The following is a 20,556-nucleotide window of genomic DNA, read 5'->3' on the forward strand; positions in this document are numbered from 1 at the left end:
GCGCCCCGGATGGTCGTCGACTACGTCGATGGGGCTGCCGAGGGCGAGCGATCGCTCCGGGCGTCCGTCGAGGCGTTCGACCGGGTCACCTTTCGACCGCGTGTCCTCCGCGACGTCGGCACCGTGTCCACCAGCACGGACGCGCTCGGGCGCAGCATCGCTCTCCCGCTCGTGCTGGGCCCGACGGGCTTCACCCGGATGATGCACCGCGAGGGCGAGTCGGCCGTCGCCCGCGCCGCTGCAGCGGCCGGCATCCCCTACACGCTGTCGACGATGGTGCGCATGCGCCGCCCTGCGCCTGAGACCTCGCGACAAGGCTTCCTGCGCGCTGCTGGCGATCGCGTCCTGCCGGTTCGTCGACCGGATGAGCCCGACGTGCTGAGGGCCCCTGACCCCCCGCTGTGCTGTCCGGATCGGGTGCTGGCAATTGCAGCTCGTGCGGTGGTCATGAGACCTCGTAGACGCGTGCGAGAGCACGGAACGCGGCCTTCGGCTCCCAGCGGAGCGGACCTCCAGGGGCGCCGGGCAGCACCTTGACGATTCCGTAGCCAGACATGTCGAAGTCCGTGCGGGGATCGGCGGAGTGCGGCTTGTACGGCTCAGCGAACTCGAAGACGAACGTGCCGGCGACGCCTGCTGCGCGGTAGACGTCGAGCAGTGAGTGCAGGTAGTCGGCCTGCTCCTGCTCGTCGCGGACGTACCCGGGTGCCAGGTACGGCCCATCCGGCCCATACCGCAGGATCGTGTGACCGGCGGGGCCGAGTGCCGCCGCGCCGCGGAAGGTGGCGCAGCCGAACTCGGTGATCACCACTGGTCTGCCGTGCTGCACGTGCTTGCGAAGTCGCCGCGCATAGCCCAGCCGGTTCCATCGGAGGCGGTAGTAGTTCAAGCCGACCAGATCGAAAGGTCGCCAGTCCACCTGCTCCCACAGGCCCGCGGCGTAGGTCACAGGTCCGTGGAACTCATCGCGTGCGACCTCGACGGCTCGTGCAAGCAGTCGGTTCAACCGCCGGCTGTACAGGGGGAGCGCCGGCCAGGACCACGGGCGCCCCAGATGGGCGGCTCGTTCGGCGTAACTCCTACCGGGGATGAGGCCATGCGAGAAGATGCTCCACTCGCAGCCGATGTTCAGCACGACTGCGCCGTGTTCCAGTCGCAGCTGCTCCACCGCGCGTGCGGCGTCGAGCAGGTGGGCGAGGACTTCGTGCTGCGGCCTGTCGATCAGCCGCGGCTGGACCCACACATGGAGCCCGACGCGACGCGCGATGCCCGCTGCTTCGGCGAGCCGGCCCGTGTCGGTGCCGAAGAGGTTGACTGTCGTGCAGTGCAGCTCGTCGCGGATGGCGACCAGGTCTCGGATCACGTCGTCCCGATGCCAGAAGACCCGCGAGGGCACGGAGCCGTAGTCTGTTCCGACGTCGTAGTTGATCCCGCGCAGGGCAGGCACGGGCGGCGCAGCCGTCATGGCATCTCCGTCACGAGCGGCCGGACTGCCGCCTCGAAGATGCGGGCCAGCTCGTCGGCATAGGCTCGCAGGTCGATCTCGGGATTCGTCGCCCACTGCTCGAGCGCGCCGGTGATCGCTTTGTCCACGGTGACGGCCAAGGGGAGCGGGTCGAACGACTTCAGGTCCCCGCGCTCCTGGCCGTCACGAAGGAGGTCGACCAGCGCGCGCACTACGGACGGCTCAGCACCAGGTGGATAGCGCAGGGACCCGTCGGCGGAACGGTGGTTGACGACGATGCTGCCGACCGCCAGCAGCTGCTGCCGGTGCGAGCCGTAGTAGTCGATCTCGGCGTGCACGAAGCTCGCCAGCTTTTCCGTCGTCGTCCCGGCTCCTGTCACCCGCGGCTGAACCGCGGCCCAGCTCGAGGCGTACACGTGGTCGACGACGAGCTCGATGAGCCTGTCCTTGCTGGTGAAGTGGTAGGCGATGACGCCCTTGCTGACCCCGGCGCGCTGCGCGATTCGGGCCAGTGATGCCTGGCCGTACCCGAGCTCGGCGATCGTCTCGATGGTGGCCTGAAGCAGTTGTCGTTGCCGGGCCTCTTCGATGAAAGTCCGTTCCACGCCCGACCCGTCTGACCGCATGGTCAGAAATTAGCACAAGCGGACAGCCGCGCGTGCCGGCGAGGATGACCCCGTACGGCCATCCCTTGCCAGGCATGTGGGCACTTCCCTGTGCCGGTGCCTGTGGACGCCGACTCGGACCTGTCCAAGGCCGTGCGTCCCGACGGCAAGGGTCGGAACGCCGTCGCCGCCCGACCGGCGAGTGCCCAACGCGTGGCGCCAGCGACGTGGGGGTCGAACTCGACCAAGGCCACCCCGGCCAGCAGTTCGGCGGGAGCCGGCGCATCGATCGCGCAACGCCCCTCGAGCAACTCCCGTTTCCGGCTCCAAGCGGTCCGCCGTCCACCGGATGAGGTCGCGGACCAAGGTGGACGGGATGAAGGCCGGGTCCTCCAGGGCGCGCCCGATCTGCTTGAGCGAGAGTCCGAGGGACCGCAGGTCTCCGCGTAGGAGCTTCTGCGGAGGTCCTCGCTGGAGCACTCGCGGTAGACGCCGTAGGTGCGACCGGTCGGGCGAACCAGCCCGGGTCACGGGTTCCGGAGACGCAGCCGGTCCGGACCGGCTGCCGGCGACGGCAACTGCTCTGGGGGCTGCCCGGACGGCGGTCAGAAACGGGAGAACCCCCGCCGGCCTGAAGACCGTGGGGGCTCAACTCGGTGTCCGAGGGGGGACTTGAACCCCCACGCCCGATAAAGGGCACTAGCACCTCAAGCTAGCGCGTCTGCCATTCCGCCACCCGGACAAGGTGGGCACTCCGCGGAGCGCCTCGATGAGCATAACCGAGGCCGCTCCCGGTCCGGGACAGGGGCCGGTGGCACCATCGACCGCATGTCGCAGCCCACGCCCCTGGCCGGTGCCCAGTCCGAGGTCGCGGACCTGCTCTCCGACCTGATCCGCATCGACACCACCAACACCGGTGACTCCGCCACCAGCGCGGGGGAGCGGAAAGCCGCGGAGTGGGTCGCCGCCAAGCTCGACGAGGTGGGGATCGACAGCGTCATCCACGAGTCCGAGCCCGGCCGGGCCAGCCTGGTCGCCAGGATCGAGGGCACCAACCGCGACCGCCCGGCGCTGCTGGTGCACGGCCACCTGGACGTCGTCCCGGCCGACCCGGCCGAGTGGAGCGTCCACCCGTTCAGCGGCGAGCAGCGTGACGGCTATGTGTGGGGCCGCGGCGCGGTCGACATGAAGGACATGGACGCGATGACCCTGGCGCTGGTGCGCGACTGGGCCCGCACCGGCGTCAAGCCCGACCGCGACATCGTGCTGGCCTTCGTCGCCGACGAGGAGGCCGGCGGCCGCAAGGGCGCGCACTTCATGGTCGACCACCACGCCGACCTCTTCGAGGGCTGCACCGAGGCGATCAGCGAGGTCGGCGGCTTCAGCATCACCGTCCGCGACGACCTGCGCCTCTACCTCGTGCAGACCGCCGAGAAGGGCCTGGCCTGGATGAAGCTCACGGCCCAGGGCCGCCCCGGGCACGGCTCCTTCGTGCACGACGACAACGCCGTCACCCGGCTGGCCGCGGCGGTCGCCCGGATCGGCACCACCCGGCTCCCCACCGTGCTCACCCCGCCGATGCGCGAGTTCCTCGACGCGGTCAGCGACGCCTACGGGGTGGACATCGACCCGGACCAGCCCGATGAGGCGCTGGCCCGGCTCGGCAGCATCAGCCGGATGATCGGCGCCGCCCTGCGCAACACGGTCAACCCCACGATGCTCGACGCCGGCTACAAGACCAACGTCATCCCCGGCACCGCCAGCGCGACCATCGACGGCCGCTTCCTGTACGGCCAGGAGGCCGAGTTCGAGAAGCAGCTGGACGAGCTGATCGGCGAGGGCGTCACCCGGGAGTGGATCACCTACGACCAGGCCGTGGAGACGACGTTCGACGGCCCCTCGGTCGACCTGATGGTCCAGGCGCTGCAGGCCGAGGACCCGGGCGCCCGCGCCGTCCCGTTCACCATGAGCGGCGGCACCGACGCCAAGAGCTTCGAGACGCTGGGCATGCGCTGTTTCGGGTTCTCCCCGCTCAAGCTCCCCGCCGAGCTGGACTTCGCCTCGCTGTTCCACGGCATCGACGAGCGCATCTCGATCGACTCGATGCAGTTCGGCATCCGGGTGCTCGACCGGTTCCTGCGCCAGGCGTGATGTGATGCCGGGCGTGACCGACACCACTCCCACGCCCGGTTCCCCCGCCCCCGGCGACGTCGCCCTCGTCACCGGAGGGACCGGTGGGTTCGGCCGTGCCCTCGCCGGCCTGCTCCGCGAGCGTGAGGTCACCGTCGTCCTCGCCGACCTCGACAGCGCGGCCAATCGCGAGGTCGCCGCGGGCCTGGGGGCGCACTTCGTGGCCCTCGACGTCACCGACCGGGCGGCCAACGCCGCCGTCGTCGCCGGTGTCGAGGCTCAGCACGGCCGGCTGGATGCCGTCTTCCTCAACGCCGGCATCGCTGGGCAGTCCCGGCACGCCCTGGACGTCGACGAGTTCCTCAAGGTGGTCGACGTCGACCTGTTCGGCGTCGTCTACGGCACCGAGGCGGCGCTGCCGGCCCTGCGCCGCGCCGGTGGCGGGTCGATCGTGGTGACCGCCTCGCTGGCCGGCCTGTCGCCAATGGCCACCGACCCCGGCTACAGCGTGGCCAAGGGCGGGGCCGTGGCCTTCGTCCGGTCGATGGCCTCCCGCCTCGTCGACGACGGCATCACCATCTCCGCGATCTGCCCCGGGTTCGCCGACACCGCGATCATCGACCCGCTGCGCGAGGAGTTCGCCGCCGCCGACTTCCCGGTGCTGTCGGCCGGCGAGGTCGCCGAGGCGATGGTCGCCGCCTGGGCCGGCGCCGAGCCGGGCGCCGCCTACGTCGTCCAGCCAGGCGTCGGCGCCGTCCCGTACAAGTTCAAGGGCGTGCCGGCCGCCCGGACGACGAACGGCGAGACCGCCGCCGTCCCGGCCGCGCTGCGGCCACCCTCGATGCGCTGAGCCGGGTCAGAGCTCCAGCGAACCGGTGTGCACGATCTGCTCGGCGACCACCCGGAGCTTCCGGTTGGTGCGCTGACTGGCCTCGATCAGCCACCGGTGGGCCTGCTGCTCGGTCACCCGCAGGCGAGTCATCACCACGCCGATGGCGGTGGCGATGGTGCGGTTGGTCACCAGTGCCGTCTCCAGGTGGGCGACGCGCTCCTCGGCCTCCGCCTGCGCGGCGAGGGCCGACACGACCACCGCACGGTCGAGCTCGCGCGCCGCGGCCACGGTGACCAGGTCAGCGGCCGCCCCCAGGACCGCCAGCTCCGCAGCACCGAACTCGGGGCGGGTCCGGGAGCCCACCGACAGGGTGCCGAGCACGGCCGGTCCCGCGGTCAGCGGGAAGCTGGCGTACGCGGTGGCGTCCAGTTCCCGGGCCAGGGCCAGCCGCTCGTCCGGGTCGGCGTCCACCCGGGCGTGCGCCTCCGGGCGGCGCCGTTCGGCGACCATCCCGCAGACCGCGACACCGAGTGGGACCACCGCGAGGTCCGGTCGGTGCTGCTCGGCCACCCCGATGGTGGTGTGCAGGCGAAGCTCGTCGGCCGCCGGGGGGAGCTCGTACCGGATGGAGAAGTCGAGCCCGAACGGCCGGTTCAGGTCGTCGACGAGGCGTTCGACGAGGTCGTGGGACGGGCTGCCGGCAGCCAGGTCAGCGCCGAGCCGGCCCAGGGTGCGCACGGCGACGGGGTCGATGGTCGAGCTCACGGTGGTTCGTCCTCCGGTGTCCGGCGACGCCGTCCTCTCGACGCCAACCGTTCCAGAGTACGAGGCGCCCGGTTGCGTGCAACGAGTCCCCGGCCCCCGGGTGACCGGCGTCACCGCCGCTCTGGCAAGGTGCCGGGCATGCGTGCATGGCGAGTCCACTCCCTGGGGAACCCGGCTGAGGTCATGTCCCTCGACGAGGTCGAGCAGCCCACGCCGGCCGACGGCCAGGTGCTGGTCAAGGTGCGGGCGGCCGGGTTGAACTTCCCCGACGTGCTGATGGCGATGGGGCAGTACCAGGAGCGGCCGCCGCTGCCGTTCACCCCCGGCGTGGAGCTGTGCGGCGAGATCGTCGAGACCGGCCAGCGGGTGCTCGGCTCACCGTCCGGCGGACCCGGCGCCTTCGCCGAGTACGCGCTGATGGACGCCGCTGCGGCCTGGCCGGTGCCCGACGCGATGTCGGATGAGCAGGCCGCCTCGCTGTACCTGACCTACCAGACCGGCTACGTCGGCCTGCACCGTCGCGCGGCGCTGCAGGCGGGGGAGTGGCTGCTGGTGCACGCCGGGGCCGGTGGCGTCGGGACGGCGGCGATCCAGCTCGGCAAGGCCGCCGGCGCGAAGGTGATCGCCACCGCCGGTGGGGAGCGCAAGACCGAGGTCTGCCGTTCCCTGGGTGCCGACCACGTCATCGACTACACCGCCGAGGACTTCGTCCCGCTGGTCAAGGAGATCACCGGCGGGCACGGGGCCGACGTCGTCTACGACCCGGTGGGCGGTGAGGTCTTCGACAAGTCCCGCAAGTGCATCGCCTTCGAAGGGCGGCTGGTCGTCGTCGGCTTCACCAGCGGCACCATCCCGCAGGCGCCGGTCAACCACGCACTGGTCAAGAACTACAGCATCGTCGGGCTGCACTGGGGCCTGTACCGCAAGCACGACCCGGCCCGGATCGGCATGGTGCACGAGGCGCTGTGCGAGCTGTTCGACGACGGTGCGATCGCCCCACTGGTCGGTCAGTCGCTGCCGCTCACCGAGCTGCCGCAGGCGATGGCCGCCATCGCCGACCGCAGCACCGTCGGCAAGGTGGTCCTCACCCCCTGATGGCCCCGTCGCAGGGCCCCGCCGCGAGCCTGCGAGGGGTGAGGGGCGACGGGGTCCTTCTTCAGACCATGGGGCGGGGGAGGTAGGACAGCCGCATCCGGCGCCGCATGATCACCTTGCGGGTGCCGTCGGCGTGCAGCTGGAGCCGGGCGAGCTCCCAGCCGCCGGTGTCGGACTGCATGCTCATCAGCTGCGCGGCCGCGGAGCGGGAGATGCCCGCCGGGATGCGCAGCGGGGCGTACTCGTACTCGCCGGGTGCTGACACCTCGTCGATTGTGCCTGCCGGACGCCGGTGGGTCATGTGGTGGTCACCACGACGCCACCGGAGCGGGTGTCGCACCGGCGGAGTACGGGCAGGGGAGGACGGCGCGGCCCGGCACCCGGCCAGGCCCCCGACCGGCGAGGAGCCCCCATGACCGACCCCGAAGCCACCGACGCCGACCGCCTGGAGCAGCAGCGGAGCGTCGCCCCGGCCGGCCCCGAGCTCGCCGACGAGGTGACCCCGCCGGGCGCCGACGTCCCGGAGGCCGACGCCGTCGAGCAGCAGCTCACCGCCACCCCGGGCACCTCGACCGCCCTGCGGGACGCCGACCCCGAGGCCGATGAGTACGACGTCCTGGAGCAGCAGGCGGCCGTCCCCGATGACGAGGACGAGCAGCGGGGCTGACCCTCGGACGCCCTCGGTGGGCGCCGCCCGACGGCCGGGGCCGGATCGGCCCCGGCCCGGCCCGGCTCAGCGGGAGTAGTACTCCACGACCAGCTGCTCCTCGCAGACCACCGGGACCTCGGCGCGCTGCGGTCGGCGCAGGACCACGCAGCGGAGCTCGGAGAGCTGGACCTCCAGGTACACCGGGGCGGCCGCGTGCGCGCCGGAGGCGGCGACCTGGAAGGGCAGCTTCGCCTTGCTCCGCTCGGCGATCTCGACGACGTCGTAGGGCTGCACCTGGTAGCTGGGTCGGTCGACCCGCTTGCCGTTCACCGTGACGTGCTGGTGGCTGACCGTCTGCCGGGCCTGGTAGATCGTCCGGGCGAACCCGGCGCGCAGGACCGTGGCGTCCAGCCGCGCCTCCAGCTGGTGGGTGATCAGCTCCTCGCCGGTCTTCCCGCCGCTGCGCCGGGCCCGGTCGAACGCCGAGCGGAGCTGGGTCTCGCTGATGTCGTACTGGGCGCGCAGCCGCTGCTTCTCCAGCAGCCGGGTCTTGTAGTCGCTGGTGTTCTTGCGCTTGCGGCCGTGCTCACCGGGCGGGTAGGGGCGCCGCTCGAAGTAGCGGACGTCCTTGGGGGTGAGCGGGATGCCCAGCGCACGGGAGCGCCGGACCTTGGGGCGAGAGCTGTTCACACGGTCCTCCGGGTTCGGTTAGGCTCACCTTACCGCGATGTCGAGTCGTCCTGAACCCGGAGTGCCGCATGACACGATCGACCCGCCCCGCAGCCCCGGGGCCCTCGTCCGATGCAGTCCGGCCCACCGGAGCCGAACGGGCCCGCACGGTGGCCGGCAGGCCGGCCGCCGCGGTGTGCGCCGCCGGCATCGACGGGAGCCGCGTGCTCGGGCACGCGATCACCGCCGAGGGCCAGGTGCTGGTGGTGGTGCCGACCGACGGTGAGGTGTGCAGCGCGGTGCGGTCGTCCGCCGACGGAGACCTCGCAGCGCTGCTGATGGTCACCGACCACGCGCCGGTGCCGCTGCGAGAGCCGGTGCGCGCCCAGGTCTGGCTGTCCGGGTGGCTCACGCCGTTGCTCGAGACCGACCAGCGGGACGCCGCGCTGGCCTTCGCCGACGTCGCCCCGGTGGGGGCGCTGCTGGACGTCGGGCGCAGCGCGACCCTGCTGCGGCTGGACCTGGCCGAGGTGGTGCTGGGGGAGTGTGGCGCGGTCACCGAGATCGACCCCGACGACTTCCTCGCCGCCGTCCCCGACCCACTGGCCGCGGTGGAGGGGCAGGCGCTGCAGCACCTGGACGTCGCGCACCCCGAGGAGCTGGACCTGCTGTGCTCGCGGGTGCCGGCCGCCTGGGTGGGGAAGGGCGACGTCGTCCGCCCGCTCGGCCTGGACCGCTACGGCTTCCGGCTGCGGATCGAGCAGCGGTCCGGCCACCGGGACGTGCGTGTCCCGTTCGCCGACCCGGTCACCGGCGCCGACGACCTCGGGCCGGCCGTGCACCGGTTGATCTGCGCCGTGAGACGCGCCTGCCCCGGGCGCTGACCGCGCAGGTCAGCGCCCGGGGCAGGGCAGTGGTGCAGCTGGGCGAGGTCAGTGGACCTTGCGCCGGCCGCCGCTCATGCCCTCGGCGACACCGATCAGCAGGACCGCGGCGACGATCGCGACGATGCCGCCGATGATGTTGAGCTCGCCGAAGTCACCGGTGCCCAGGAGGGTGGCGACGACGCCACCGATCAGGGAGCCGACGACACCGAGGGCCAGGGTGGCCAGGATGCTGAGGTTCTGCTTGCCCGGCTTGATCAACCGCGCCAGCGCACCGACGATCAGGCCGAAGACGAGAAATCCGATGATGCCCATGGGCTCGTGTTTTCCCCCAAGATCAACGCGGCAAACGCACGCCGGCTGACGGGTGGGTCACTCCGCCAGCTCGGCGAGCAGGGCCGCCAGCCGGGTCCGCCGGGGCCGGACGTCGACCTCCCGCACCGCGCGGGCCAGGGCGGCGCCGCTGGCGTGCACGATCGACAGGTGCCGCTGGGCCCGGGTGAGCGCGGTGTAGACCAGCGGCCGGGACAGCATCCCGCCGGCCTCCGGCGGCAGCACCACGACGACGCCGGGCCACTCCGAACCCTGGGCCCGGTGCACGGTGATCGCCCAGCCGTGCCGGAGGTCTCCCAGCGCCTTGCCGATCACCGTGACCGGGCCGGAGCTGAAGTCGACGGTGAGCGAGCCCTCGCCGGTGCCGGTGACCACACCGACCTCGCCGTTGGCGAAGCCGATCGGCTCCAGCTCCAGGTGGTTGGCGGTGGCCACCACCCGGTCGCCGACGTCGAACCCGAACACCGTGCCCTCGCCCGGGTTGAGCTGTGCCTTGAGCGCCTTGTTCAGCTCGATGGTGCCGGCCGGACCGCGGTGCACCGGGGTGACGACCTGCACCGTCGACGGGTCGATGCCCAGCGCGCGGGGGATCGAGTCGGTGACCAGCTGGACGACCCGCTTGGCCGCCTCGGCGCTGCCGGTGGCCGGCACGATGACCACCTCACGGTCCGGGGACTCCACCTGCACCAGCTCGCCGCCGCGCACGCCGGTGGCCAGCCGGGCGATCGCCCCACCGGCGGCCTGGCGGTGCAGCGTGGTCAGTTCGGTCACCGGCACCACGCCGGAGTCGATCAGGTCGCCCAGGACGTGGCCCGGCCCGATCGAGGGCAGCTGCGCCGGGTCGCCCACCAGCAGCAGGTGGGTGCCGTCGGGGCAGGCCTCCAGCAGCGCCGCGGTCAGCTCGACGTCCAGCATCGAGGCCTCGTCGACCACCACGACGTCGGCGTCCAGCGGCCACTCCTCGTTGCGGGCGAACCCGCCCGTCATGCCCTGGGCGCCCAGCAGCCGGTGCACCGTCACCGCCGGGTGGTCGGTCAGCTCCTCCAGCCGCTTCGCCGCCCGGCCGGTCGGCGCCGCGAGGGCGACCTCGGTGCCCTTGGCCTGCAGCAGCTTCACCAGTGAGGCCACGGTCCGGCTCTTCCCGGTGCCCGGCCCGCCGGTCAGCAGCGAGACGCCGGCGCCGAGCACCTGGGCGACGGCCGCCTGCTGTGCCGGGTCCAGGCCCTTGGCCACCGACCGCACCGACGCCGGGTCGGCGATCCGCCCGCTCGTGGCCGCCAGCCGGTGCACGTTCTCCGCCACCGCCTCCTCCGCCATCCCGTACCGGGCCAGCGACAGCGTGCGCAGCGCCGGGTCCGGCTCGGGCAGCTCGTCGGCGTCCTCGGCCGGCTCGACCAGCGGCGGTTCGTGCTCCAGGACCTCACCGGACTCCACCGCGGCCACCACGGCGGCGGCCGGGTCCGCGATCCCCTCGGCGCGCAGCGCCGCCACCACCAGGTCGGCGGGGAGCACGGTGTGCCCGTCCCGGGTGGCGGTGCGCAGCGTCAGCGCCACGATGGCCCGGCCGCGGCGGGTGTCCTGCCGGTCCGCGCCGGACAGGACGGCGATCGCCAGCCGGTCGGCCTCGGCCAGCGTCACGCCGGTCAGGCCGAGCAGCGCCCAGGGGTCGTCCCGGAGCCGGCGGGCGGCGTCCGGGCCGAGCGCGTCGGCGGAGTTGACGGCCAGCCGGGCGTTCAGGCCGGCGCCGACGAGCAGCTCGACCACCTCGTAGGTCGACCGTGCGGCGAGGAAGGAGCTGAACAGCCGCTCGGCGCGCTGCCGGCCCACCCGGGGCAGCTTGAGCAGTCGGTCGGCGCTGACGTCGTCCGGGCCGGTGATGCCGGCGGCCGGCAGGTCGGCCGCCGTCCGCTTGCCCAGGCCCGGCCACAGCCCGGCGGTGCAGAAGGCGGCGAAGACGGGGTCGCCGGCGGGTGTGCTCATGACTCAGTGCTCCCGACGCTGCTCGGGATAGGAGAAGTGCGGTGCGGACACGTCGTCCAGCGCAGTGGTGATCGCCGGCGGCAGCCGGACTCCCTCGGCGTCGAGGGCGGCCTGCAGCTGCTGGGCGGTCCGGGCGCCCACGATCGGGGCGACCACGCACGGCCGGTCGCGCAGCCAGGCCAGCGCCACCCCCAGCGGCGTGGTGCCCAGCCCCTCGGCCGCGGTGATCACCGCCTCCACCACCCGGTCCGCGGTCGCCGAGCGCAAGCCGTCGATGAACCCCTGCCACTGCGCCGATGCGCCGCGGGAGTCGGCGGGCGTGCTGTGCCGGTACTTGCCGGTGAGCAGCCCCCGGCCCAGCGGCGACCACGGCAGGATCCCCAGCCCCAGCGCCTCCGCGGCCGGCTGGACCTCGCGCTCGACCCCGCGCTGCAGCAGCGAGTACTCCACCTGGGTGCTCACGATCGGGGTGCGCCCGGGCCAGGCGCGCTGCCAGGTGGCCGCCTGGGCGGTCTGCCAGCCGGAGAAGTTGCTCACCCCGACGTAGCGGGCCCGGCCGGAGGAGACCGCCAGGTCACAGGCGGCCAGCGTCTCCTCCAGGGGCGTGGCGTCGTCCCAGGCGTGCAGCTGCCACAGGTCGACGTGGTCGATCCCCAGCCGCTCCAGGGACGCGTCCAGCGCCGCGAGCAGGTGCCCGCGGGAGGCGCCGCGGCCCATCGGCCCGGGCCCGGTCCGGCCGACCGCCTTGGTGGCGACCAGCACGTCGTCCCGCGGGACGACGTCGGCCAGCAGCCGCCCGAGGGTCCGCTCGCTCTCCCCGTCGGCGTACACGTCGGCGGTGTCGACCAGGGTGCCGCCGGCGTCGACGAACGCCGTCAGCTGCATCGCGGCCTCGTCCTCGTCGGTGTCCCGGCCCCAGGTGAGGGTGCCCAGCCCCAGTCGGGAGACGACGAGCCCACTGCGCCCGAGCGCCCGCTGTTCCACGACGGGTCAACCTACCGTTGCCCACCGACGTCCCCCGGCAGCGACGAACCTCTCGTGCCGGGGTGCCGGGCCCCGGTGTCCCTGCCACCTAGGGTGCCTGTCGTGTGCGAGCCCTCGACCTGCCCTGACCACCGTCCGGCCGAGCAGCGGGGGCGCTGACCGTGGGCTGGTGGGAAGCCGTCGTCCTCGGCGTCGTCCAGGGCCTCACCGAGTTCCTGCCGATCTCCTCCAGCGCGCACCTGCGGGTCGTCGGTGAGGCGTTCGGCTGGGGTGACCCGGGCGCGGCGTTCACCGCGATCACCCAGATCGGCACGGAGCTCGCCGTGCTCATCTACTTCCGGCACGACATCTGGCGGATCATCACCGCCTGGGTCCGGGCGCTGTCCGACCGCTCGGCCCGCAGTGACCCCGACGCCCGGATGGGCTGGCTGATCATCATCGGCAGCCTGCCGATCGTCGTCCTCGGGCTGCTGTTCCAGGACTCGATCGAGACCACGTTCCGCGACCTGCGGATCATCGCCGTCGCGCTGATCGTCTTCTCACTGGTGCTGTACTGGGCCGACCGGGTGGGCAGCACCGAGCGGGACCTGCCCGACCTCACCGTCAAGCACGGCCTGACCTTCGGCTTCGCCCAGGCGATGGCGCTCATCCCCGGGGTCTCCCGCTCCGGCGGCACCATCACCGCCGGCCGGTTCCTCGGCTACAACCGGGCCGCGGCCGCGCGGTACTCGTTCCTGCTCGCCGTCCCCGCCGTGCTCGGCGCCGGGTTCTTCCAGGCCTACGAGTCCCTGACCGGGGACACCGAGGGCGGAGCGCTCTCCTGGGGCCCGACGGTCCTGGCCACGGTCATCGCCTTCGGGATCGGGTACGCGGTCATCGCCTGGCTGCTGCGCTATCTGGCCCACGGCAGCTTCGCCCCGTTCGTGGTCTACCGGATCGCGCTCGGCGTGCTGGTGCTGGCGCTGGTCGGCACCGGCGTCCTCGAGCCGACCTGATGCAGGGCCCTAGAGTCGGTCCGGTGCGGAAGGACCCCCGAGCCCCCCACCGCTCGCGGGCTCGCGCCGGGCCCCTGCTCGCGGGCCGATCGAGGAGGCAAGCCCCATGACGACGGTCATCCTGCTCCGACACGGCCGGACGACGGCCAACACCGCCGGTGTGCTCGCCGGCTGGACCCCCGGGGTCCAGCTGGACGACGCCGGCCAGGCCCAGGTCCAGGCGGTCGCGCAGCGGCTGTCCGGCGTCCCGCTGGCCGCAGTGGTGAGCAGCCCGCTGGAGCGCTGCCAGCAGACCGCCGGCACGGTCGCCGAGGGCCGACCGCTGGACGTGCAGACCGACGACCGGTTCGGCGAGGCCCGGTACGGCGACTGGACCGGGCGCCCGATCAAGGAACTGGTCAAGGAGCCGCTCTGGAAGGTCGTGCAGCAGCACCCCTCCGCCGCGGTCTTCCCCGGCCCCGAGGGCGAGGGGCTCGCCCAGACCCAGGCGCGCGCGGTGGCCGCCGTCCGGGAGTGGAACGCGAAGCTCGGCCCCGACGCCGTCTGGCTGGTCTGCAGCCACGGCGACGTGATCAAGTCGATCCTGGCCGACGCCCTCGGGCTGCACCTGGACTCCTTCCAGCGCATCGTCGTCGACCCGGCGTCCCTGTCGGTGGTCACCTACACCGACACCCGGCCCTTCCTGGTCCGGGTGAACGACACCGGCGGCGACGTGTCCGCCCTGATCCCGCCGAAGAAGAAGCGCGGCCGGCGCAAAGCCTCCTCCGACGCGGTCGTCGGCGGCGGCGCGGGCTCCGGCGCCGCGTAACCTGATCGCCGTGCCTCGTCAGGTCTTCCTCTTCGACCGTCCCTCCCGGTTCGTCGCCGGCACGGTGGGCCAGCCCGGCGACCGCACCTTCTACCTGCAGGCCTCCGACGAGGCCGGCCGCACGATCAGCGTGGCGCTGGAGAAGACGCAGGTCCAGGTCCTGGCCGACCGCATGAGCGAGCTGCTCGACGAGGTGGCCAACCGCGCCGCCGTCGTCGTGCCGCCCGACGCCGACGTCGACGACCTCGAACCGCTCACCGCCCCCGTCGACGAGGAGTTCCGCGTCGCCGCGATGGGCCTGGCCTGGGACGGCGAGGAGGACGCCGTCGTCGTCGAGGCCGTCGCCGCCGGCGAGGAGCCGATCGAGGAGGATGCGATCCTCTCCGACAGCGACGAGGGCCCAGACGCGCTGCGGGTGACGATCACCCCGGTCGCGGCCCGCGCGTTCGTCGCCCGCGCCCGCCGGGTGATCGCCGCCGGCCGGCCCTCCTGCCCGCTGTGCTCCCTCCCGCTGGACCCGGCCGGTCACGTCTGCCCCCGGCAGAACGGCTACCGCCGCTGACCCGGCGCAGCGATGACGGCGCCTGATCCCCGCGACGACCGGCTGGAGCACCCGCTGACCGACGAGCCCCTCGAGCTGGACGACGAGCTCTACGACGACGAGCTGGACAGCGACGAGCTGGACGGCGACGTCGTCGAGCTGGACCTCGCCGGGTTCGACCACGGCGACCGCCGGCCTCCCCGCGGCGCCGACGAGGTCGCCACCCTGCTCCGCGAGGGCGTGCTGGACATGGAGGGCCGGCTGCTCGACGCCAGCAACGTCACCCTCATCGGGGCGATCCGCACCGAGGAGCTGGCCGCCACCTGCGTGTACAAGCCGGTGGCGGGGGAGCGGCCGCTGTGGGACTTCCCCGACGGCACGCTCGCCGGCCGGGAGATCAGCGCGCACCTGGTGTCGGAGGCGACCGGCTGGTCGATCGTGCCGCCCACCGTCCTGCGCGAGGGTCCGTTCGGCCCCGGCATGGTCCAGCTGTGGATGGACGCCGACCCCACCGTCGAGCTCACCGAGTTCGTCCGGCTCGACGTACCCGAGCTCCGCCGGATGGCCGTCTTCGACGCGGTGGTCAACAACGCCGACCGCAAGGGCGGGCACATCATCCCGATGCCCGGTGGCCACGTGTACGGCGTCGACCACGGCATCTGCTTCTCCGCCGAGCCCAAGCTGCGCACCCTGCTCTGGCGCTGGGCCGGCAAACCGCTCACCGCCGAGGCGGTCGCCGTCCTGCACGAGCTGGACGAGCAGCTGCGCGGTGAGCTGGGCGAGCAGCTGCACGAGCACCTCACCCGGCGCGAGGTGCGGCGCACCCAGCAACGGGTGGCCGAGCTGCTCCGCACCGGCATGCACCCCCAGCCCAGCGGGGAGTGGCCCGCGCTGCCCTGGCCGCCGTTCTGAGCTGAGCGCCGTGGTGGTGCCGTCGGCCGGGCGTTGCTCTCCCGCCGCCGTCCCTGCCAGGGTGGGGGAGTGCCACACCGGAGCCGACTCGCGATCCTGTTGATCGACCTGCCGCCGCACCTGCACGACCGGGGGCAGTCGTTCTGGTCCGCTGCCACGGGCCACCCCGTGGAGCCCGACACGATCGACGACGCGTGGTCCTCGCTCGGCTCCTTCGCCGACGGGTTCCACCTGGAGGTCCAGCGCACCGGAGTGGGCACCCCGCCGCGCTGGCACGTGGACATCGAGACCGACGACGTGCACGCCGAGGTGGCCCGGCTCGAGGCCCTCGGGGCGATCCGGATGGTCGACATGGGCGGGTTCTGGCAGATGAAGGACCCCGCCGGGTTGGTGTTCTGCGTGGTCGGCATCCAGACCGGGGAGGAGTTCGAGCGGCACGCCACCACCTGGCCGTGACGGCGCGGCCGGACCGGGAACGGCGGGTGGCGTGCCGCCCTGTCGGTGGCCGGATCTAGGCTCCTGCCGTGCTCTCCTGGCCTGCCCCGCTGCTCCCCACCCTGCCCGGGTCCGGCCCCGCCCTGCGGTTGTACGACACCGCCCGCGGCGAGGTGGTCGAGACCTCCCCGGGCCGCACGGCCCGGATGTACGTCTGCGGCATCACGCCCTACGACGCCACCCACCTCGGCCACGCCGCCACCTATCTGGCCTTCGACCTGGTCAACCGGGTCTGGCGCGATGCCCGGCACGCCGTGCACTACGTGCAGAACGTCACCGACGTCGACGACCCGCTGTTCGAGCGGGCCGACCGCGACGGCGAGGACTGGATCGTCCTGGGCATGCGCGAGACGGCGCTCTTCCGCGAGGACATGACCGCGCTGCGGGTGCTGCCGCCGGAGGACTTCGTCGGCGCGGTCGAGTCGATCCCGCGGATCGCCGCCCACGTGGAGACCCTGTGGGACGCCGGCCTGGCCTACCAGCTGGACGACGGCACCGGGGACGTCTACCACGACGTCGCCCAGGCGCCCGGGTTCGGTTCCGAGTCCGGCTACGACGAGGAGACCATGCTCCGGCTGTCCGCGGAACGGGGCGGCGACCCCGACCGGGCGGGCAAGCGGCACGCGCTGGACCCGCTGCTGTGGCGGGGGGCTCGCGAGGGTGAGCCGTCCTGGCCCGGTCCGCGGGGCGTCGAGGGCCGCCCGGGCTGGCACGTCGAGTGCGCGACGATCGCACTCGACACGATCGGCATGGGCTTCGACGTCCAGGGCGGCGGGAGCGACCTGGTCTTCCCGCACCACGAGTACTCCGCCGTCCACGCCGAGGCGCTCACCGGCAGCAAGCCCTTCGCCCGGGCCTACGTGCACGCCGCGATGATCGGGCTGGACGGCGAGAAGATGAGCAAGAGCCGGGGCAACCTGGTCTTCGTCTCCCGGCTCCGCGGCGACCGCACCGACCCGATGGCGATCCGGCTGGCCCTGCTGTCCGGGCACTACCGCACCGACCGGGCCTGGACCCCCGACCTGCTGGCGCAGGCGCAGCGGCGCTTGGACACCTGGCGGCGCGCGGCCGAACTGCCCGTGGGCGCCCCGGCCGGCCCGGTGCTGGCCGCCGTCCGGGAGCGGCTGGCCGACGACCTCGACACCCCCGGCGCGATCGCCGCCGTCGACCGCTGGGCCGCCGCGAGCCTCGCCGAGGCAGCCTCCGGTCCGGGCGTGCCCGCCGCGCAGGCCAGCGACGACTGGGACGAGCAGTCCCCGGCCGTCGTCCGCGACCTCGTCGACGCGCTGCTCGGCGTGGCCCTGGCGCCGTGACCGGGCCGCCGTCGGGGTTCCGGCTCGCCGACCGCGGTACCCGGGAACGGGCCGAGGAGCTGCTGGCCCCCGGCGCGGCCCGGTCGGTCGCCACCCGCGGCCGGGCCCGCCCCGAGCCCGAGGATGCGCTGCGGACGGCGTACGAGCGCGATCGGGACCGGATCCTGCACGCCAAGGCGTTCCGGCGGCTCAAGCACAAGACGCAGGTCTTCCTGCACCCCGACGGCGACCACTTCGTCACCCGGTTGACCCACACCCTCCAGGTCACCCAGGTCGCCCGCTCACTGGCCGCAGCGCTCTCGCTCAACGAGCCGCTCGCCGAGGCGATCGCGCTGGCCCACGACGTCGGTCACTCGCCCTTCGGCCACATCGGCGAGGAGGCGCTGGAGCCCTACGTCGAGGGCGGCTGGCACCACGCCGCCCAGGGGGTGCGGATCGTCGAGGTGCTCGAGGACCTCAACCTCACCTGGGAGGTCCGGGACGGCGTCCGGGCGCACAGCTGGAAGATCAGCCCGCCGCCGGCCACCCGCGAGGCCGAGTGCGTGCGGTACGCCGACCGGATCGGGTACCTGTCCCACGACGCGCTGGACGCCGTGCGGGCCGGTGTCCTGCGTGCCGGCGACCTGCCCGCCCGCACCCGCAGCACGTTCGGCGCACCGGGCAGCGCGATGGTCGGTGCGATGATCGAGGCGGTGGTCGAGGGCACCCTGTCGGCGGCCAACACCCCCGGCACCGTCGTCATGGCCCCCGATGCGCTGGAGGCCATGCAGGAGCTGCGAGCCTTCATGTTCGCCCGGGTGTACGAGTCCGACACCGCCGCCGGGCAGAAGCACGTGGCCATCGAGGTGATCCGCCGGCTCGTCGACCACCACCTGGCCCACCCCGAGCTGATCCCGGCCAGCTACCGGGACACCGAGGCCGACTCGGTCACCCAGGTCGTCGACTACGTGACCGGGATGACCGACCGGTTCGCCCTCACCACCTACGACCGGCTCTTCGACGACACGGCCACCATCCGGATGCGCCCGCTGCTGGTCAACCCCTGAGCGGGACCGCCACCACGAGAACGGGCTGAGGGTCGTCATCCCGTGGAGATGACGACCCTCAGCCCGCGCTGATCATCGGGTGTGGGGGGCCGGCGACCGAGAACGGGGAGCTGGTCTCGGTCGCGCAGGCGTGGACCGCGATCGAGCAGGTCGTCTCGCGCGAGAAGTTGCCGGCCGCGGTGGCCACCATCGGGGCGTTCGTGCCGGACGGGGAGGCTGACGGGGACGTCGACGCCGAATGGCGGGGGCAGCTGGTGGCGCGTTACGGCACCGTGCGGGGTTTCGTGCGGGAGCTGGTCGAGGTGATCGATTTCGAGGCGGTCGAGGCCGGGCAGTCCGTGTTGGAGGCGGTGCGGGGTGTGCCCGATCTGATCGGCCGTAAGAAGATCACGGCAAAGGATGTCGATGCGGACCTGGCGGCTGCTGTCCGGGCCGGCCTGGGAGCCCACCAGTTCTACGGTGCTGACCGCGCTGGGCCTGCACGAGGAACCGGCCGGCCACCTGAGCGAGCTGACGTCAGCCCTGCATGCCGCCTACGTGCAGACCGTCGACGGGCTGCCCGCCAACACCGCGGCACGGGTTGAGGACGGGCGCCTGATCATGGACCGGCTCGGGCCGACCGCTGAACCCCCGCTGATGCCGGTGCTGCGGGCTCAGGTCCCCGCGATGCTGCCACGAATCGACTTCCCCGACCTGCTGTTGGAAGTCGCCCAGCGCACCAGTCTGGCCTCGGCGTTCACCCACGTCTCGGGCGCCGATGCGCATCTGGAGGGATTCGGGACCAGCCTGTGTGAGCTGATCCTGGCTGAGGCGTGCAACGTCGGTCTGGTCCCGATCACGACCCCCTCCGTGCCTGCGCTGACCCGCGCCCGGCTGCTGCAGGTCGACCAGGGCTACTTCCGGGCCGAGAACATCGCGACCGGCAACGGCCTGTTCATCGAGGCCCAGGCCAGGATCGACACGGTCCAGGCGTGGGGCGGCGGGTTGGTCGCCTCCGCCGACGGGATGCGGTTCACCGTGCCGGTGGCCAGCCTCCACTCACGCCCGAACCCGCACTATTGCGGGCGCAGGCGCGGGGCGACCTGGCTGAACGTGGTGAACGACCGCGTCATGGGCCTGGGCGGGGTGGTGGTGCCAGGGACACTGCGCGACTCGCTGTTCATCCTGGATGCCCTGCACGCACGCGACGGCGGCCCGAAACCCGAGATCGTCATCACCGACACCGCGTCGTACTCCGACATCGTGTTCGGCCTCTTTGCGGTCTGCGGGTACCAGTTCGCGCCCCGGATCGCGGACCTGCCCGACACCCGGCTGTGGCGGGCCAACCCCACCGCTGACTACGGGTCGCTGCAGCAGACCTCCCGCCACCTGGTCCACACCGACCGCATCGCCCAGCACTGGCCCGACATGCTGCGGGTGGCCGGTTCCCTGAGCCTGGGCGAGGTCCGCGGCTACGACCTGATCCGGATGCTCTCGCGCGAGGGACCCCCCACCGGCCTGGGGCGACGCGTTCGCGCAGTACGGGCGGATCTTCAAGTCCCTGCACGTCCTACAGGTGATCGCTGACGGCGGCTTCCGGCGGATGCTCACCGCCCAGCTGAACATCTCCGAGGGCCGCCACACCCTGGCCCGGCGGATCTTCTTCGGCCACCGAGGCGAACTGCGCCAGCACGACCGCCAGGGGATGGAAGACCAGCTCGGCGCCCCCGGCCTGGCCCTGAACGCCGTCGTGCTGTGGAACAGCCTCTACATCGATGCAACGGTCAAGACCCTGGTGGAAGAGAAGTTTCCCGTCACGGACGAGATGATCGCCCGCCTGTCGCCCCTGCAGTTCGAGCACATCAACTTCCTCGGCAGGTACGCCTTCACGCAACCCGACATCACCACCCTGCGATCACTTCGCGAGCCGGACACGTCCGCTGCCGGCCCGGAACCTTGGTGACCTTCGGTCCTGATCGCCATGCGGACTGCCCACGTCTGTCTTGGCTGCGCCGTGACGGTCCTCACCCTTGCTCCTCGGCGACCCCCTGGTTAGGTTTGTTATTGTTCAACCAC

24 protein-coding genes and 1 tRNA gene are annotated in these 20,556 nt (G+C 72.8%); 15 read left to right on the forward strand and 10 right to left on the reverse strand.

Annotation, left to right across the window (positions count from 1 at the left end; genetic code table 11):
* Nucleotides 1-9 precede the first annotated feature (9 nt).
* Complete coding sequence (locus O2W18_RS21730; RefSeq protein ID WP_442929134.1) at nucleotides 10-537, forward strand: alpha-hydroxy-acid oxidizing protein; 528 nt, start codon at nucleotides 10-12, stop codon at nucleotides 535-537.
* Here the strand turns inward: O2W18_RS21730 and O2W18_RS10860 are convergent.
* The 3 genes from O2W18_RS10860 to O2W18_RS10870 all read right to left on the reverse strand — a co-directional run bounded on the left by O2W18_RS10860 (nucleotide 446) and on the right by O2W18_RS10870 (nucleotide 2,812).
* Nucleotides 446-1,465 (reverse strand): hypothetical protein, encoded by a 1,020-nt coding sequence (locus tag O2W18_RS10860; protein ID WP_269187541.1) that lies wholly within the window; start codon nucleotides 1,463-1,465, stop codon nucleotides 446-448. The genes O2W18_RS21730 and O2W18_RS10860 overlap by 92 nt on opposite strands.
* Nucleotides 1,462-2,070: a TetR/AcrR family transcriptional regulator gene (locus O2W18_RS10865; protein ID WP_269187542.1), complete on the reverse strand. Its 609-nt coding sequence runs from the start codon at nucleotides 2,068-2,070 to the stop codon at nucleotides 1,462-1,464. The genes O2W18_RS10860 and O2W18_RS10865 overlap by 4 nt, the downstream gene beginning before the upstream one ends.
* A gap of 657 nt (nucleotides 2,071-2,727) precedes the next feature.
* Nucleotides 2,728-2,812 (reverse strand) — tRNA-Leu (locus O2W18_RS10870).
* 86 nt (nucleotides 2,813-2,898) lie between these two features.
* Here O2W18_RS10870 and O2W18_RS10875 point away from each other — a divergent pair.
* Nucleotides 2,899-4,221, forward strand: a complete 1,323-nt coding sequence (locus tag O2W18_RS10875) for a M20/M25/M40 family metallo-hydrolase (RefSeq protein WP_269187543.1) — start codon at nucleotides 2,899-2,901, stop codon at nucleotides 4,219-4,221.
* A gap of 4 nt (nucleotides 4,222-4,225) precedes the next feature.
* Entirely contained in the window at nucleotides 4,226-5,050 is an 825-nt protein-coding gene (locus O2W18_RS10880; protein ID WP_269187544.1) for an SDR family oxidoreductase, read from the forward strand.
* A gap of 6 nt (nucleotides 5,051-5,056) precedes the next feature.
* Here the strand turns inward: O2W18_RS10880 and O2W18_RS10885 are convergent, their stop codons facing one another.
* Complete coding sequence (locus O2W18_RS10885) at nucleotides 5,057-5,797, reverse strand: GAF and ANTAR domain-containing protein (protein ID WP_269187545.1); 741 nt, start codon at nucleotides 5,795-5,797, stop codon at nucleotides 5,057-5,059.
* A 138-nt stretch (nucleotides 5,798-5,935) separates the two neighbouring features.
* Between O2W18_RS10885 and O2W18_RS10890 the strand changes: the two genes are divergently transcribed.
* Nucleotides 5,936-6,892 carry an NADPH:quinone oxidoreductase family protein gene (locus O2W18_RS10890; protein ID WP_269172809.1) on the forward strand — a complete coding sequence of 319 codons (957 nt, stop codon included), beginning with the start codon at nucleotides 5,936-5,938 and terminating at the stop codon, nucleotides 6,890-6,892.
* Between the two features lie 61 nt (nucleotides 6,893-6,953).
* On the opposite strand, the gene O2W18_RS10895 is transcribed toward O2W18_RS10890, so the two are convergent.
* Nucleotides 6,954-7,157, reverse strand: a complete 204-nt coding sequence (locus O2W18_RS10895) for a DUF5703 family protein (protein ID WP_036332716.1) — start codon at nucleotides 7,155-7,157, stop codon at nucleotides 6,954-6,956.
* A gap of 147 nt (nucleotides 7,158-7,304) precedes the next feature.
* Here O2W18_RS10895 and O2W18_RS10900 point away from each other — a divergent pair, with 147 nt between their 5' ends.
* A complete protein-coding gene (locus O2W18_RS10900) occupies nucleotides 7,305-7,559 on the forward strand; it encodes a hypothetical protein (protein WP_269187546.1) in 255 nt (84 codons plus the stop codon).
* A gap of 66 nt (nucleotides 7,560-7,625) precedes the next feature.
* Here O2W18_RS10900 and rpsD read toward each other — a convergent pair whose 3' ends face one another.
* Nucleotides 7,626-8,231, reverse strand: a complete 606-nt coding sequence (gene rpsD / locus O2W18_RS10905) for a 30S ribosomal protein S4 (RefSeq protein ID WP_269187547.1) — start codon at nucleotides 8,229-8,231, stop codon at nucleotides 7,626-7,628.
* Between the two features lie 68 nt (nucleotides 8,232-8,299).
* On the opposite strand from rpsD, the gene O2W18_RS10910 reads away from it, so the two are divergent.
* Nucleotides 8,300-9,094 carry a DUF2470 domain-containing protein gene (locus O2W18_RS10910; RefSeq protein WP_269187548.1) on the forward strand — a complete coding sequence of 265 codons (795 nt, stop codon included), beginning with the start codon at nucleotides 8,300-8,302 and terminating at the stop codon, nucleotides 9,092-9,094.
* A 48-nt stretch (nucleotides 9,095-9,142) separates the two neighbouring features.
* Here O2W18_RS10910 and O2W18_RS10915 read toward each other — a convergent pair whose 3' ends face one another.
* Genes O2W18_RS10915 through O2W18_RS10925 form a run of 3 tightly spaced genes read right to left on the reverse strand, consistent with a single transcriptional unit; the run spans nucleotide 9,143 to nucleotide 12,391 of the window.
* Nucleotides 9,143-9,409 (reverse strand): GlsB/YeaQ/YmgE family stress response membrane protein, encoded by a 267-nt coding sequence (locus tag O2W18_RS10915; protein ID WP_197058299.1) that lies wholly within the window; start codon nucleotides 9,407-9,409, stop codon nucleotides 9,143-9,145.
* 57 nt (nucleotides 9,410-9,466) lie between these two features.
* Nucleotides 9,467-11,407: an AAA family ATPase gene (locus tag O2W18_RS10920; RefSeq protein ID WP_269187549.1), complete on the reverse strand. Its 1,941-nt coding sequence runs from the start codon at nucleotides 11,405-11,407 to the stop codon at nucleotides 9,467-9,469.
* 3 nt (nucleotides 11,408-11,410) lie between these two features.
* Nucleotides 11,411-12,391, reverse strand: coding sequence for an aldo/keto reductase (locus O2W18_RS10925; protein ID WP_269187550.1), 981 nt, complete (start codon nucleotides 12,389-12,391; stop codon nucleotides 11,411-11,413).
* 161 nt (nucleotides 12,392-12,552) lie between these two features.
* Between O2W18_RS10925 and O2W18_RS10930 the strand changes: the two genes are divergently transcribed.
* From O2W18_RS10930 to O2W18_RS10960, 7 genes are all read left to right on the forward strand, one after another.
* Entirely contained in the window at nucleotides 12,553-13,386 is an 834-nt protein-coding gene (locus tag O2W18_RS10930; RefSeq protein ID WP_269187551.1) for an undecaprenyl-diphosphate phosphatase, read from the forward strand.
* A gap of 106 nt (nucleotides 13,387-13,492) precedes the next feature.
* On the forward strand, nucleotides 13,493-14,194 hold the full coding sequence (locus tag O2W18_RS10935) for a histidine phosphatase family protein (protein ID WP_269187552.1): 702 nt from the start codon (nucleotides 13,493-13,495) through the stop codon (nucleotides 14,192-14,194).
* A 10-nt stretch (nucleotides 14,195-14,204) separates the two neighbouring features.
* Entirely contained in the window at nucleotides 14,205-14,756 is a 552-nt protein-coding gene (locus O2W18_RS10940; protein WP_269158438.1) for a DUF3090 family protein, read from the forward strand.
* 12 nt (nucleotides 14,757-14,768) lie between these two features.
* Nucleotides 14,769-15,647: an SCO1664 family protein gene (locus tag O2W18_RS10945; RefSeq protein WP_269187553.1), complete on the forward strand. Its 879-nt coding sequence runs from the start codon at nucleotides 14,769-14,771 to the stop codon at nucleotides 15,645-15,647.
* Nucleotides 15,648-15,716: 69 nt separating this feature from the next.
* The gene (locus tag O2W18_RS10950) at nucleotides 15,717-16,103 is read left to right on the forward strand and encodes a VOC family protein (RefSeq protein ID WP_269187554.1); all 387 of its coding nucleotides are present in this window, start codon (nucleotides 15,717-15,719) and stop codon (nucleotides 16,101-16,103) included.
* A 68-nt stretch (nucleotides 16,104-16,171) separates the two neighbouring features.
* Nucleotides 16,172-17,455: a cysteine--1-D-myo-inosityl 2-amino-2-deoxy-alpha-D-glucopyranoside ligase gene (gene mshC / locus O2W18_RS10955; RefSeq protein WP_269187555.1), complete on the forward strand. Its 1,284-nt coding sequence runs from the start codon at nucleotides 16,172-16,174 to the stop codon at nucleotides 17,453-17,455.
* Complete coding sequence (locus O2W18_RS10960) at nucleotides 17,452-18,501, forward strand: HD domain-containing protein (protein WP_269187556.1); 1,050 nt, start codon at nucleotides 17,452-17,454, stop codon at nucleotides 18,499-18,501. The genes mshC and O2W18_RS10960 overlap by 4 nt, the downstream gene beginning before the upstream one ends.
* Nucleotides 18,502-18,559: 58 nt before the next feature.
* Here the strand turns inward: O2W18_RS10960 and O2W18_RS10965 are convergent, their stop codons facing one another.
* On the reverse strand, nucleotides 18,560-18,691 hold the full coding sequence (locus O2W18_RS10965; RefSeq protein WP_269187557.1) for a hypothetical protein: 132 nt from the start codon (nucleotides 18,689-18,691) through the stop codon (nucleotides 18,560-18,562).
* Nucleotides 18,692-18,960: 269 nt separating this feature from the next.
* Here O2W18_RS10965 and O2W18_RS10970 point away from each other — a divergent pair, with 269 nt between their 5' ends.
* Nucleotides 18,961-20,067, forward strand: a complete 1,107-nt coding sequence (locus O2W18_RS10970) for a Tn3 family transposase (protein WP_269187558.1) — start codon at nucleotides 18,961-18,963, stop codon at nucleotides 20,065-20,067.
* The gene (locus O2W18_RS10975) at nucleotides 20,057-20,443 is read left to right on the forward strand and encodes a Tn3 family transposase (RefSeq protein WP_269187559.1); all 387 of its coding nucleotides are present in this window, start codon (nucleotides 20,057-20,059) and stop codon (nucleotides 20,441-20,443) included. The genes O2W18_RS10970 and O2W18_RS10975 overlap by 11 nt, the downstream gene beginning before the upstream one ends.
* Nucleotides 20,444-20,556 lie beyond the last annotated feature (113 nt).

The organism is Modestobacter sp. VKM Ac-2983 (genome assembly GCF_026967885.1).
Taxonomy (GTDB): domain Bacteria; phylum Actinomycetota; class Actinomycetes; order Mycobacteriales; family Geodermatophilaceae; genus Modestobacter.

What these genes read in the sequence shown, in the direction of transcription:
- O2W18_RS21730 (WP_442929134.1), top strand. Translation starts at nt 10, where the DNA reads ATGGTCGTCGACTACGTCGATGGGGCTGCCGAGGGCGAGCGATCGCTC.
- O2W18_RS10860 (WP_269187541.1), bottom strand. Translation starts at nt 1,465, where the DNA reads ATGACGGCTGCGCCGCCCGTGCCTGCCCTGCGCGGGATCAACTACGAC.
- O2W18_RS10875 (WP_269187543.1), top strand. Translation starts at nt 2,899, where the DNA reads ATGTCGCAGCCCACGCCCCTGGCCGGTGCCCAGTCCGAGGTCGCGGAC.
- O2W18_RS10880 (WP_269187544.1), top strand. Translation starts at nt 4,226, where the DNA reads ATGCCGGGCGTGACCGACACCACTCCCACGCCCGGTTCCCCCGCCCCC.
- O2W18_RS10890 (WP_269172809.1), top strand. Translation starts at nt 5,936, where the DNA reads ATGCGTGCATGGCGAGTCCACTCCCTGGGGAACCCGGCTGAGGTCATG.
- O2W18_RS10900 (WP_269187546.1), top strand. Translation starts at nt 7,305, where the DNA reads ATGACCGACCCCGAAGCCACCGACGCCGACCGCCTGGAGCAGCAGCGG.
- O2W18_RS10910 (WP_269187548.1), top strand. Translation starts at nt 8,300, where the DNA reads ATGACACGATCGACCCGCCCCGCAGCCCCGGGGCCCTCGTCCGATGCA.
- O2W18_RS10915 (WP_197058299.1), bottom strand. Translation starts at nt 9,409, where the DNA reads ATGGGCATCATCGGATTTCTCGTCTTCGGCCTGATCGTCGGTGCGCTG.
- O2W18_RS10920 (WP_269187549.1), bottom strand. Translation starts at nt 11,407, where the DNA reads ATGAGCACACCCGCCGGCGACCCCGTCTTCGCCGCCTTCTGCACCGCC.
- O2W18_RS10935 (WP_269187552.1), top strand. Translation starts at nt 13,493, where the DNA reads ATGACGACGGTCATCCTGCTCCGACACGGCCGGACGACGGCCAACACC.
- O2W18_RS10945 (WP_269187553.1), top strand. Translation starts at nt 14,769, where the DNA reads ATGACGGCGCCTGATCCCCGCGACGACCGGCTGGAGCACCCGCTGACC.
- O2W18_RS10965 (WP_269187557.1), bottom strand. Translation starts at nt 18,691, where the DNA reads ATGGTGGCCACCGCGGCCGGCAACTTCTCGCGCGAGACGACCTGCTCG.